Source organism: Paenibacillus sp. MSJ-34 (assembly GCF_018918005.1).
Taxonomy (GTDB): domain Bacteria; phylum Bacillota; class Bacilli; order Paenibacillales; family Paenibacillaceae; genus MSJ-34.
Window position 1 is genome coordinate 1 of sequence record NZ_JAHLPR010000014.1, and the last position, 13,366, is coordinate 13,366.

Annotated in this window: 12 protein-coding genes; 1 reads left to right on the plus strand and 11 read right to left on the minus strand. The window is 50.3% G+C overall.

Annotated elements, in window-relative coordinates; translation table 11 throughout:
- Nucleotides 1-122: 122 nt before the first annotated feature.
- The 9 genes from yjfF to KQI79_RS09075 all read right to left on the minus strand — a co-directional run bounded on the left by yjfF (nucleotide 123) and on the right by KQI79_RS09075 (nucleotide 9,986).
- Nucleotides 123-1,145: a galactofuranose ABC transporter, permease protein YjfF gene (yjfF, locus tag KQI79_RS09035; protein WP_216537909.1), complete on the minus strand. Its 1,023-nt coding sequence runs from the start codon at nucleotides 1,143-1,145 to the stop codon at nucleotides 123-125.
- Nucleotides 1,142-2,152, minus strand: a complete 1,011-nt coding sequence (locus KQI79_RS09040) for an ABC transporter permease (protein ID WP_216537910.1) — start codon at nucleotides 2,150-2,152, stop codon at nucleotides 1,142-1,144. Before KQI79_RS09040 ends, yjfF begins: the two co-directional genes overlap by 4 nt.
- Complete coding sequence (locus KQI79_RS09045) at nucleotides 2,124-3,659, minus strand: sugar ABC transporter ATP-binding protein (protein WP_216537911.1); 1,536 nt, start codon at nucleotides 3,657-3,659, stop codon at nucleotides 2,124-2,126. The genes KQI79_RS09040 and KQI79_RS09045 overlap by 29 nt, the downstream gene beginning before the upstream one ends.
- 331 nt (nucleotides 3,660-3,990) lie before the next feature.
- On the minus strand, nucleotides 3,991-4,746 hold the full coding sequence (gene kduD, locus KQI79_RS09050; RefSeq protein WP_216537912.1) for a 2-dehydro-3-deoxy-D-gluconate 5-dehydrogenase KduD: 756 nt from the start codon (nucleotides 4,744-4,746) through the stop codon (nucleotides 3,991-3,993).
- A 14-nt stretch (nucleotides 4,747-4,760) separates the two neighbouring features.
- On the minus strand, nucleotides 4,761-5,522 hold the full coding sequence (locus tag KQI79_RS09055; protein WP_216537913.1) for a DeoR/GlpR family DNA-binding transcription regulator: 762 nt from the start codon (nucleotides 5,520-5,522) through the stop codon (nucleotides 4,761-4,763).
- A 4-nt stretch (nucleotides 5,523-5,526) separates the two neighbouring features.
- Nucleotides 5,527-6,360 carry a 5-dehydro-4-deoxy-D-glucuronate isomerase gene (gene kduI / locus KQI79_RS09060; protein WP_216537977.1) on the minus strand — a complete coding sequence of 278 codons (834 nt, stop codon included), beginning with the start codon at nucleotides 6,358-6,360 and terminating at the stop codon, nucleotides 5,527-5,529.
- Between the two features lie 485 nt (nucleotides 6,361-6,845).
- Nucleotides 6,846-7,430 (minus strand): nitroreductase family protein, encoded by a 585-nt coding sequence (locus KQI79_RS09065; protein WP_216537914.1) that lies wholly within the window; start codon nucleotides 7,428-7,430, stop codon nucleotides 6,846-6,848.
- Between the two features lie 237 nt (nucleotides 7,431-7,667).
- Nucleotides 7,668-9,272, minus strand: a complete 1,605-nt coding sequence (locus KQI79_RS09070; RefSeq protein WP_216537915.1) for an MDR family MFS transporter — start codon at nucleotides 9,270-9,272, stop codon at nucleotides 7,668-7,670.
- Between the two features lie 51 nt (nucleotides 9,273-9,323).
- Nucleotides 9,324-9,986, minus strand: a complete 663-nt coding sequence (locus tag KQI79_RS09075) for a GTP pyrophosphokinase (protein ID WP_483311376.1) — start codon at nucleotides 9,984-9,986, stop codon at nucleotides 9,324-9,326.
- A gap of 171 nt (nucleotides 9,987-10,157) precedes the next feature.
- On the opposite strand from KQI79_RS09075, the gene KQI79_RS09080 reads away from it, so the two are divergent.
- Nucleotides 10,158-11,069 carry a TetR/AcrR family transcriptional regulator gene (locus tag KQI79_RS09080; RefSeq protein WP_216537917.1) on the plus strand — a complete coding sequence of 304 codons (912 nt, stop codon included), beginning with the start codon at nucleotides 10,158-10,160 and terminating at the stop codon, nucleotides 11,067-11,069.
- 61 nt (nucleotides 11,070-11,130) lie between these two features.
- Here the strand turns inward: KQI79_RS09080 and KQI79_RS09085 are convergent, their stop codons facing one another.
- Together KQI79_RS09085 and KQI79_RS09090 are read right to left on the minus strand one after the other, a co-directional pair.
- Nucleotides 11,131-12,114, minus strand: coding sequence for a DUF2167 domain-containing protein (locus KQI79_RS09085; RefSeq protein ID WP_216537918.1), 984 nt, complete (start codon nucleotides 12,112-12,114; stop codon nucleotides 11,131-11,133).
- Between the two features lie 195 nt (nucleotides 12,115-12,309).
- Nucleotides 12,310-13,248 (minus strand): TRM11 family SAM-dependent methyltransferase, encoded by a 939-nt coding sequence (locus tag KQI79_RS09090; protein WP_253298035.1) that lies wholly within the window; start codon nucleotides 13,246-13,248, stop codon nucleotides 12,310-12,312.
- Nucleotides 13,249-13,366: the final 118 nt, after the last annotated feature.

Genomic DNA, 13,366 nt, shown 5'->3' on the forward strand with positions numbered 1-13,366 from the left:
TCGGGTTCTTTAGCATACGCATTTTTGAAAATTGCTTTCAAAAACACGTTTACATCGATAATTTTAACTCAAGCACCCCAAATTGAGCCTCAATCGCCCGGTTTATTCCGAGATCCTATTTTTTACAAATTACCGGCATGTTGAGCAGCTTGCGTCTGACTTTTAGCCACGGCTGTTTTTTCCTTTTCTTTCCTCATGACGATCATCCGCTGCAATGCCATGAAGAGAAAGAGGAGAAAACCGATTGCAATCTTCGTCCACCATGAACTAAGCGTTCCCTGGAACATAATGATCGTTTGAATGATTCCGGTGCAAAGCACGCCCAGCATCGGCCCGATGAAATAACCAAAACCTCCTGTAAGTAAGATCCCGCCGATAACGCAGGCAGCGATTGCGTCCATCTCCATGCCCATCAAATGGAGCGAATAGCCGGAAAGCGTATAAAACGTAAACACGATGCCTCCAAGAGCGGAGCAAAAACCGCATAACGTATAGACGAGCACTGTCGTGCGCGCGACCGGGAGCCCCATCAGCACGGCGGATTTCTCGCTGCCTCCAAGCGCATACACCGCCCTTCCGAACGCGGTATACTTCCCGACGAACAGCGCCAAGACGACGACGCATATCGCGATGACGACGCTGATCGAAATAAAATTGCCTCCCCCTAACCGAATTTTGTATTGCGAGATGAGGTTATAAGTCGGATCTGTGATGACGATGCTTTCCGTACTGATTAAATAGCTGATGCCGCGCGCCAGAAACATGCCTGCGAGCGTAACGATCCAAGGGTGAAGCTTGAACCTGCTGATCAGGTAACCTTGGGATGCCCCGAACATAACGCCGATCGCCAGCGAGACGGCGATGACCGTGTAGGGATGGGCCCCTTGGTGGAAGAGCATTCCCGACACCATCGTAATGAGCGCTACGACGGAAGCTACGGATAAATCGATGCCCCCCGATATGATGACGAAGGCCATCCCGGTCGCCACAATGATGAGATACGCATTATCGATAAACAGATTCAAAAATACTTGCATGGAAAAAAATCCGGTGTACCTAATGGAACCGACGGCGTATAAAAGAAATAGAAGCAATATAGTCGCCAAAACAATGATATTGTTATGATTGATACGCAACAGTTTCATTCGGCGAGCACCTTCTTTCGAGTCGGAATGAGCATCTTGCGAAATACTTCAGATTGAATCAAGCACACAATAACGACCACGATCGCTTTCACGAGCAGAATGCTTTCCGCCGGAACTCCCAGCGAATAAATCGTCGTCGTAAGCGACTGAATAAATATTGCTCCTACAACCGTGCCTCCCAGATAAAATCGGCCGCCCCGCATGGAGGTTCCGCCAATAACGACAGCAAGAATGGCATCGAGTTCATACCATAGCCCGGCGTTGTTCGCATCCGCGCTGCCAAGGTTCGCGCTTACGATCAATCCGGCGATCGCCGCGCACACCCCCGCAATCGAGTAGGCGATCATCAGAATGAGCCGCGGCTGGATGCCCGCGTAAGCGCTCGCCGTCTTGCTGCCGCCGGCCGCTTCCAGGAACAGTCCGAACGCGGTCTTCGTTTTCAGTACATATAACAGAAGGAAGACTCCAAGGGCAATGAACACCTGGAACGGCAAACCGAGCAAATACCCTTTTCCTATAAACGTATACGTCTTCTCCGTGGTGGCGATAATCTGCCCGTTCGTAATCAGTTGCGCAATTCCGCGCCCGACCGTAAGCAATATGAGCGTAGCCACCATCGGTTGAATTCCGAGCATCGTCACGAGCATTCCGTTCCACAAGCCGCACAGCAATCCGGTTCCAACCGCTGCGAGCACAGCAACCCAGACGGGATATCCGCCAAGCAGGAAGATCGCCATTGCACCTGCAATCGCCAGAACGGAGCCTACGGATATATCGATGCCTTCTGCTGCGATAACAAGCGTCATCCCAAGGGCGATAATAATAAGCGGAGTACCGTTCTTCAAAATATCGATGAGATTGCCGTACAGATGCCCGTCATGAATCTCCAGCTTAAAAAAACCGGGAATGGCAATCAGGTTAAAAATAAGCAATACCGTTAAGGCAAGAATAGGCCATATGATATGATGTTGTGAAAGTTTACGCGCCGATGCCGCTAGTCTCGCCATGTTGTTCCGCTCCTTCCGCAATCATTTGCATGATCCGCTGTTCTGTCATTTCCGATCCTTGCAGCTCTCCGATTTGATTCCGATCTCTAAGAACGATAACACGGTCGCAGCATTGCACCATCTCTTCCAATTCGGCCGAGATGAACAAAATGGAGATGCCGGAAGCCGCGAGCTCAAGAATGAGCTTTCTGATCTCCAGCTTGGAACCTACGTCGATGCCGCGGGTCGGTTCGTCCAATATGAGCAGTCTGGGCTGCGTCGTCAGCCAACGGGCCAGAATGACTTTCTGCTGGTTGCCGCCGCTTAAGTTTTCGATTTTTTGTTCCGTGCCGGGCGTCTTGATTTGCAATAGATCGATATATTTTTGCGCGATTTCCTTCTGTTTTCGAACCGGAATAAAGGAGAACAGCCCTTGCCGGGCCTGCAAGGCGAGCACAATATTTTCCCGTATCGTCAGTTCCCCCACAATGCCCGCAATTTTCCGGTCTTCCGGGGTGAATCCAAGCCCTTGTTGTACCGCTTTCTGGGGATACATCGAGGAAATCATATCGTTATCGATCGTCAGCACCCCGCTATCGGCTTTATCGATGCCGAAGATAAGCTTGGCGATCTCCGTTCTTCCCGACCCTAGCAGCCCGGCTAATCCCAGCACTTCTCCTTTATGAACGCTAAGGTTCACCGATTCCATGCTTCCTTTCTTCCCAAGATCCGTTGTATGGAGGAATACTTCACCCTTGTTGCCGTCATCCTTCTTATCGCCGATATGATCATCCGGATTCCACTCTTTGCCGATCATGCGGGAAACGAGTTCGGTTCTCGGCAGCTCGCTCGTCTCATACTCGCCCACAAGCTCTCCGTTACGCAGCACCGTAATCCTATCCGTAATCTCATATACTTGGTCAAGAAAATGGGTGACGAATATAATCCCCATCCCTTCGTCCCGCAATTTACGCATGACGGCAAACAATTGCCTGACTTCATTCGTATCCAAACTGGATGTAGGTTCATCCAGAATAAGAACGCCGCTCGAAATATCGACGGCTCTGGCGATTGCCACCATTTGCTGTACGGCGACCGAATAATGCGACAAAGGCTCCGTAACGTCCACATGCAGTTCGAGCCGAGCAAGCAATTGTTCGCTGCGCCGATTCATCGCTGCCCAATCTATGAATCCTCTCTTTCGCGGATAACGGCCGATAAATATATTTTCCGCCACGGTCAAATTCGGACACAGATTGACTTCCTGATACACAGTGCTGATGCCAATCTGTTGAGCTTCCTCCGGGGATCTAGGGGCGATTGGCTTGCCGTTCAACGTCGTTTCGCCCGATTCCCGCTTATAGACGCCGGTCAATACTTTGATCAATGTCGATTTTCCGGCTCCGTTCTCGCCCATTAAGGCGTGAATTTCCCCTTTGCGCAAATTAAAATCGACATTGGACAACGCTTGGACGCCAGGGAACGATTTGGAAATGGCTCTCATCTGCAAAATATAGTCAGCGTTCATTCGTTCACCTCTTTATCAAATTCATCAATCTTAATTGTAGAAAAGAGAGGTGAGCGATGTATTTACAATAAACCGTCTTTTTTTCAGCAATTCGGACATTTCCGTAGAAAATAGGATGCATTGATATGCTATGCGATGGATGAGGGGGTTGGGGGAGGAATGAGGAAAACGTCTAGCGGAGGCGTCCATAGCGGGCAGCCGATTTCAAACGTTCGCCCTTTACAGGCGCAGCCTTATCCGGCAGAGATGGGCCTGCCGCGTCGGGCAGCCTCCCCTTATCGACGCAAAAAAGCGCAGACGCTATTTGCGCTGCGCATAATCGACGACCGTATTACCGGTTCATCCAACCGCCGTCGACACATAATACATGCCCGTTCATATAATCGGAGGCTTGAGACGCGAGGAAAACGACCGGACCGGCCAAATCTTCCGGCGTGCCCCATCGTCCCGCCGGAATCCGCTCCAAAATTTGTTTCTGGCGGACTTCGTCTTCGCGAAGTTGTTTTGTATTATCCGTCGCCATGTAACCTGGGGCGATCGCGTTTACGTTGATTCCTTTGCTCGCCCATTCGTTGGCGAAAATTTTGGTCAAGCCGGCAACCCCGTGCTTGCTTGCCGTATACCCGGGCACATTAATACCGCCTTGGAACGACAGCATGGAGGCGATGTTAATAATTTTGCCCGACCCTTGCTTGATCATTTCCTTGCCTGCCAACTGGCACAGGAAATAGACAGAGTTCAAGTTCAGATTAATCACATCGTGCCAGTCCTGCGCCGAATGCTCGGCGGACGGCGTGCGGCGGATGATGCCGGCATTGTTGACGAGAATGTCGATTTGGCCGAATACATCAAGCATTTCCCGCATCACGCCAGGCAAAACGTTCTCATCGCCTAAATTCGCATTGATTACATGAACCTTGCGGCCCATCGCTTCCAATTCCGATTTGGCCGCAGCGCCGGTATCCCGGAACGTGACCAGGCAAATATCGGCCCCCGCTTCGGCCAATCCTTTTGCCATCCCGAATCCCAATCCTACGCCTCCGCCGGTAACTAATGCGGTTTTACCCGTTAAATCGAACAAGCCCATGTTTCGCCTCTCCTTTACGTTAGTTGCGTTTCGATCGTCATCCCGAGCGCGGCATATTGCTTGCGTATCTCTTCGCTCAGTCCGCTATCCGTAATGAACGTGCCGATTTCCGAGACCGACGCGAACGTCATTAAAGCGTATTTGCCGAATTTGGTATGATCGGCCACGCAATACACATCTGTCGCCTGCCGGATCATCGCCTGCTTCATCTCCGTCGCCGTGCTCGTATAGGTCGTCAATCCGTACTCCGGATGAATAGCCGTCGCCGAGATAAACGCTTTGGCAATGTTCAATTGCGCGACGACCTGGACCGCGTCCTGGCCGATCAGCAAGTTCCGTTCGCGCACGCCGCCCGGAACGACGAGACGGATGCGATCTTTATAAGCCAATTCCGAAATGATGAAAATATCGTTCGCAATCACCGTAAGCGGCTGATTAGGCAGCAGCTTGGCGATTTCGAGCGTCGTGCTTCCGCCGTCGAGGGCGATAATGTCCCCTTCGGCGATATGCGTCAGCGCCTGTTTTGCCGCCTGGGTCTTCTCCTTCACATTCTTCACGTTCGGCGTTTTGACGGGCAGCAAACCGAAATCGTCCTCGTCGGCCAGAACCGCTCCGCCCCGCACCCGTACGAGCAACCCCTTCTCCTCGAGTTTCTCCAGATCCTCGCGGATCGTTTTCCCCGTTACTTGGAGCCGTTCGCTCAATTCGGATACGGTTACGGATCGTTCCTGCAGTAAGAGGGACATAATTTTTTCGTGGCGCTTGACTGTCGTCATAAACTTATTTCAACTCCTGCATTGCAACGGCGTCCATATCTTCGAACGTTTGGTTTTCGCCGGCCATGCCCCAAATGAAAGTATAATTGCTCGTGCCTACGCCGCTATGAATCGACCAGCTAGGCGAGATGATCGCTTGCTCGTTGCGAACCACCAAGTGACGGGTTTCCGTCGGTTCGCCCATAAAGTGGAAAACAACGCCGTCTTCCGGCATATCGAAATACAAGTAAACTTCGGAACGGCGATTATGCGTATGGCAAGGCATCGTATTCCACATATTTCCCGGCTTCAGCAGCGTCATGCCCATGACAAGCTGGCAGCTTTGAATGCCGCCCGTGTGGATATACTTGTAGATGGTGCGTTCGTTCGAGTTCGTAATGCTTCCCAGATGGTTCGGCGTCGCTTCGCTAATCGGCATTTTCACGGTCGGATACGTCTTGTGCGCAGGCGTCGAGTTGAAATAGAAGCGTGCCGGCTGCTGCGGATTCTCGCTTTTGAACACAACTTCCTTCGCGCCGAGTCCGATGTAGATGCAGTCCTTCGTTTCCAAGCCGTACTCTTCGCCGTCTACGACGACCGTACCTTTCGGGCCGATATTGATGATGCCGATTTCGCGGCGCTCGAGGAAATAGTCGGAGCCCATTTCCTTTTTGTCCGCTTCCAGCTTAATCGCTTCCGCTCCCGGTACGACACCGCCGGTAATGATACGGTCCACATGGCTGTATACCATATTCAATTTGCCTGTTTCGAACAAGTTTTGGATCAAGTACTCGTTTCTCAGTTGCTCCGTGTCATATTGCTTCGTCGCTTGCGGATTGGTAGCATAGCGGATTTCCATTTGACTCATGTGTATAAACCTCCCATGTCATTGTTTACTGTACCCCCACTATAACATAAATGTTCACTTAGGTTCAATACGTTCAAAAAAGTTCACAAATGTTTAATTTATTTCAAAATGGTACCTTCTAATAAAAAACCGGCCGGCAACCTTCATACGGTTTCCGGCCGAGACAGACGATACGATGATGATGATATAGGTGCGAGAAACGGGCACCGTTCGATTGAGGGTGCAATGAATGAATCGATTAAAAGTAAGCTCGGGCTTGCATTCGTACTGCTCTCCGCCGTACTCTCCATTGGAATTCATCCAATAAAAACGGCCGAATTCGTGGCACGAGACGGGGTTCTAATGGAAATCATCCAACAGATTCCTCGATTTTCGCTCATTTACCCGCAATATCGAAAAATCCATTGGACAGAATCCAATGGAAGCTGGAAAACGGCGTCTAAACGGGTAATCCATTGGACAAAATCCAATAGCCGTTATTTATCCTGCTCGATCCAGACCGTTTTCTCGGCATACGGAACGCGCGCCGCCTTCCCTTTCGGCTCGTCCTGCGGATAGCCGACATAGACGAGCCCGACCAAAGCGTCCTTGTCATCCAATTCGAAGGCCCGCTTCATGATCGGATGGTACATCGGGCTTCCCGAACGCCAGATGGCGCCGAGCCCAAGCGCATGGGCGGTCAGCAGCATGTTCTGCACGGCGGCGTGGGCCGCGGCCAACTCCTCGATCCGCTCGACATTCGGTGCCGTCGACGGAGTCGCGGCAACCGCGATCACGACAGGCGCGCGGAACGCCTTCGCTTCCTGCTTGCGCAGCAGTTCCCGATTCGCCGGATCGTCACGATCCCCGTTCAACGACTCCTTCGCGATTTCCGCATAGGCGCGTCCCAACCGTTTGCGTCCCTCCCCCGTCATGACGATAAAACGCCACGGCTCGGTACAATGATGGCTCGGAGCCCATATTGCGGCCTCCAGCAGCTTCTCGATCATCGCTTTATCTACGTCGTCCGGCTTGACTTTGCCTACGCTTCTTCGTCCCCGGATCGCTTCTTCCAATTGCATGACGCATACCTCCTGTTGTCCCGTCGTCGGCATTCGGCCGGCGTACGGTCGACGTTCGAACAATGTTCGATTCAACATATGATGGACCGATCACGTTCATGATCTTTTTCTCAGTGATAATGATTATCAATTACATATAACGTATTATAGAGGCGTGAACGTAAAATAGCAACAACGAAAAGCCGCCGAGAAGGAAATTATATTCCTCCCCAGCGGCTTGAAGTACAGCGTTCAATATTATTCCGTTGCGGGCTGCGCCATCTCGGCCATCTCTTTCTCCTTGTCTTTGTCCCGCTTGATTTTGCCTTTGCCGACAAATGCGGCAACGATAACGCCTAATGCCACAAAAGTCAGGCCGACCGTGAATACGGTGCTGAAGGCTTGCGTCCAGGCGCCTTGAATCCAGCCGACGACCTGGCGCGAAATCTCTTCAGGCAGTTGCAGTACGGCCGGATTGAGCATAATGCTGAACAACGCATCCGTGTTCTCGGCCAGCTTGCCCATTATTTGCCCCAATACCGGGTCGGTCGCGACCGGCTCGCTGGCCGCAACATCCCGCATGTTTGCTGCAATATTATGATTCATAACCACATTAAGAATCGTCACTCCCATCGTTCCGCCGATCGAGCGGAAGAATGTCGATGCGGACGTCACAGTACCGAGACGATTCTTCGGAAATTCGTTCTGGACCGCAATCATAAGCGTCGGCATGACAAGACCCATGCCTAATCCCAGAATAACCATATACGTATACGTCGTCATCATCGTCGTATCTACGCCCATCGTGCTCATTAAATAAAAGCCTAACGTCGTAACGGCCATCCCGAGCACGAGCACGAAACGAAAGCGGACGCGCAAGAGCAATTGGCCGCCGAGCACGCTGGCCACGATGAGCGCGATCATCATCGGCGTCATTGTGGAGCCGGCCTTCGTCGGCGATACGCCGAGTATTCCTTGCATGAACAGCGGCACGAACATGATCGCGCCGAACATGCCCAGACCGAGCAGAAACCCTAGTCCGTTCGTCACCGCGAATACGCGGTTTTTAAACAACGAAAGATCCAGTATCGGATCGGCGGCTTTCCGCTCGACCAGAGCGAAGATGACGAACAACAGAACCGCTCCGCCGAAGACCGCATAGCTTGCGGGAGAATTCCACGCAAATTTGTCCCCGCCGAACGTCAATCCGAGCAGCAATAAGACAAGGGCCGGCACGAAGGTGGCGATCCCCAAATAGTCGATGTTGACTTTCTTGCTTCTGTCCACATTCTCCCTTTTTAACCCGATAAAGATCGTGATCGCGGATATCAATCCGAACGGCACGTTAATCAAAAAGATCCAATGCCAACTGATCGTGTCGACCAGAAATCCGCCGATAAAAGGCCCGACAACGGAGCTAAGTCCGAACAAAGCGCCGAATACGCCTTGCCATTTCGCCCGCTGTTCGGCCGTAAAGATATCCCCGATGATCGTTTGCGAGAGCGGCATAATCATCCCGCCGCCGATCCCTTGCAATCCCCGGTACAAAATAAGCATTTCCATCGAATTCGCCGTGGCGCATAAAGCCGAACCGATGATGAATATAATGGTCCCTATTAAATATAGAAACCGTCTGCCGTATAAATCCGACAACTTCCCGACGATCGGAACGATCGTGGTGGAAGTGATCATATAAGCGGTCGTCACCCAAGCGAAGATGCTGAAACCGTTCAATTCCCCGATAATCGTCGGCATCGCCGTCCCGACAATGGTTTGTTCCAATGCGCTGAAAAACATACCGATAATAAGACCGATTAATACTAGCTTGGTGTTAATTCCTTTTTGCGGTGCCGTTGCAACCATACACTTCTTCACTCCATTCCTCTCTGTATATATGACCCACCGGTCATTCCTTTATGTCTGCAGTTGCGCCCGGTTCGTCAATTGCGCGTATGGTGACTCGATTCGGCCGATTTCGTCGCTAATCGCCTTCATTTTCTCATCCAGCTTCACCGTCATATCCGCCGCGTCGCGCAGCTCCCGTTTCAGCCTGTCGGGAATATCTCTATTGTATTTGTAAAATATTTTGTGCTCGAGACTAGCCCAGAAATCCATGCCCATCGTCCGCAGCTGAATTTCCGCATATACTTGCTTCGTCTCCGAAGCCAGCGTTACCGGAATTTGAACGATAAGATGCAAGCTTTGGTATCCGTTCGGTTTCGGGTTGCGGATATAATCTTTGCATTCGACGATTTTCAAATCTTGCCGCTTCCGGAGCAGCTCGTACAAATCGTAAATATCGCTGACGAAAGAACAGATGATGCGGATGCCGACAATATCGAACAAATCGTTGGTTACCGATTGAAACGTGACGGGAAGCCCCTTGCGTTCCAATTTATTCAGGATGCTTTCGGGCGATTTCAGCCTCGATTTAATATGCTCGATCGGATTGTAATCGTACAATGCGGCCGCTTCTTGATTGATGTGATTTATCATTATCGTTAACTTATCGAGAGCGAATTTATACGGGATAATAAACGCTTTCCATTGATTGGCATCGGTTAGCCTAATTTCGATCATTTCTTTGCTCCTTTTTACAATGGGGTGACTGAATCGCTTGATAAAACTGCACGGTCAGTTTATTATAATAAATAATGACCGCTCAGTCAACGCAGCTTTCAAGCGCGTTCTTCGCTAGAATGAGCGTATTGGATGTCCGGATCCGATTCATAAAGGAGGTGATTATGGATGACAGACAAAAAAATTCGCATCATCGAGACGGCAATCAAGCTTTTCGCCCAGAAAGGCTTTCATCTTACGTCCATCCAGGAAATCGCCGATGCCGCCGGCATTGCCAAGGGATCCATGTACCTGTACTTCAAATCGAAAGACGATCTTCTGTTCTCCATTTACAAATATTACTTCGGTTTAATGCATCATGCGCTTGTCGTCGCGGGACAGCAAGACGATTTATCTCCAAGGAAAAGATTAATCGCACACTTGCATACCCATTTCGAGAAAACGACGGAATTCCGGGATTTTATTACGATGCAACTGAAAGAACAATTTTTTGAAAATAACGATGAAATTAAAAAATACGCCTTGCACGGACAAGCGCGGCTTTTTCTTTTGCTGCACAAGCAGTTGCTTGAAGTGTACGGACAACCGTTCGAACCTTGGGCGCTGGATTGCACGAATATGTTCAAATCGATGGTGACAAGCTATATAGGATTAATAATTTTCTATAAAAAAAGCTTCGATACCCGCGAATTGGCCGTATATCTCGTCGATCGTCTCGACGATATCGTATCCGGCTTGCTGGCGAAACAACCGAAGCCTTTCCTTACGGCAAACGAAATGCAGCATTTTCTGGATACCGAGAATATTGTTGATTTCGACAACACCGAATATTTGCTGGATGAAATCGTCGCATTGAAGGAACGCGTAGAACAACTTCGGATAAGCGGCCGAACTGCCAAGGATATCGTATCTTCGCTTCAAGTCATTGAGGAAGAATTGCTGAAAACCGAACCGAAAACAATTATTGTACAAGGCATGGTTTCCCATCTCCGGCAAATCCACGCCCCTGAATTGAATAAAGAATTAAAACGTTTATACGCGCTTCTGCACGCTCATTTTGACGAAAATCGGGGCTTGTAACGAAGAAAACAAAGGGGCAGCCGCCGGGTAGATTGACGTCCGGGGAGCCCCTTGCTGCGGATCATAATGTTTTCGATTGGTCCTGCGCCGGATCGCGCTGGGCGTCAAGCGTCACCGAACTGTCTTCCGACGGAGCTTCCGGCTGCGTATGGTATTCGCTAACCGTCTCGTCTTCCTTTCTTCTGCCGGTTATTTTGCGTTTTATGAAACCGAACACCCCTGCAATGGCAGCGACTATAAGGATCCAACCCTTTTTCAACAACGGGACGATAATGCCCAATAGCCCTACTTTTTTGGCAACCGCCAGACCGGCGCCTCCCAGGATCAGCCCGCTGAGCCCATACTCGGACACTTTATCCGTCTTCTGGTCGAAATCTTCGTAACGTTGTCCCGTTTTCATCTGGAAGTTCGGCAGGATCGATTTTTCCATCGTTGTGCGGTCATGATCCAATTGGTCCGGATCGGTTACGAGAATCGCCGATATGTATCCTTCTCGAGTCAGTAAACGAACATTATAGTTGATCAGTTTCTCGTTATGTATATCATGCGCCAGCAAAGCCCAGGACAGTTGATGAGTCTTATCGTCATAGGAAGGAGTAATATGCCAACCGTCGATGAACAATTGCCGCTCCGAATCTACCTCTTTATTTCTCTCTTCCGTTCCTTGTTTGTAGCTGTCCAGGATCGCATCGGCGTCGATTTTGTTTTTTTCCTTATCTTTAATGTGGCCGACATGGTCATACTCGAATAATACATACCACGCTTCGTTTTCGTCTGCCGGAAATACCGTTCCGATCTCTCGGGAAGAAGAACTTCCGCTTACCCACATTTGAAATTGCCTGCTATCCGCTCCGTCCAAAAAAACGAATTCAGAACCCAATTTCAATTCGGCCAAGTCGCTTCCCAAGTCGACGGTTCCGCCTCCCTCAATCCAATGAAGCTCCGGCCCGAAATCCGTCTCGGCAACATCCGTCGTTTCTTCCGACGCCGCCGCAGGCATTGCAAAAACGCACAACAATACCGCACTCAACAAACATTTTGTCATCCACCTAAAACCGTTTTTACTCACCTTACAATTTCTCCCTTATCTTTTTTTGAAATCATAGGTAGTATCATAACACGGTCAGTAGGTAAAATTTAATAAAATTTCAAAAAACGGTACTTTAGTCTTGTAATATTTTGTAATTTTCTATACCAAGCTAGGACTTTTCGTTTACTTTAATCGTCTAAAATCGGGAATTCACACACAGATGACAATTTCCCGGGAAAAGTTCCCTTTTTTGACGACACATCGATCTACAATGGAAAAACCGATATGCTCCAAATCGCCGTCGATTCGTTCTGTCGCAATAACGACGACTTTACGCGCCAGTCTGCGAGCGCTGTGAAGCATCGACAAGCGTTCTTCCGATGTCAATCGGGAGCATAAATTGTACGGCAAATCGAGAATCGCCGCATCGTATTCGCCGGCAAGATCGCGTATATCGCCGAGCTTCACCGCTGGCGGCATTTCGAAATGGGCCAGATTCTCCCGGGCTCCCCGCACGGCCAATGGATTGATATCAAACCCGACGATGTCGATTCCCATCGATAAAGCTTCGATGACGACGGTGCCGATTCCGCAGCACGGATCGATCGCTCTCACGCCTTGCGGGTTCGGTACGGCGATATTGGCCACGGCCCGGGCCACGCGCGTACTAAGCGCTGTGGAATATTGGCGAGGTTTGCGGTTATGGGCGAGCCAAATCGCCTCATTGCCGCGGCATTCGCCAAATAACCATCGACCTTCCGCATGTATGACGCCAAATACCCGCTCCGGCCGGCGCATATCCGCCGTGCCGCGAATGCGGGCCCCGATTTCGCGTTCGATCGCACGCCGTTCAGGGTAATCCGCGACAGTGTCCCCCTTCATATATTCGACTTTAAACGTTGCACCCTCCAGTTGCAGCGACGAAGCTTGCTCGGCAATTTCCCGGACGGACGCCCCCTCGCACAGGACGGAAATCCGTTGCCGTATAAACGGACTACGGCTCGGATCGATCGGGATTTCGCTTGCCAAGCCGCCCCCGAACGGCTCCACTCCGAACAGCGAACGCAATTCCAGCGCACATAGCTCCATTTCATCCTCGTGGCATGCGTAAGTATAATAGTAAAACGGCGTCTGCACCTTCTCTATCAAAGCTTCGTCTCCATCCTTCCCGAAATGTTGCTGTTTCTATCATTTATTTATGCCCATAAGTCCATCCTACTGTCAATGTTAATTCGCTTCCTTAATCGTTAATATGGTTAATGAGAAC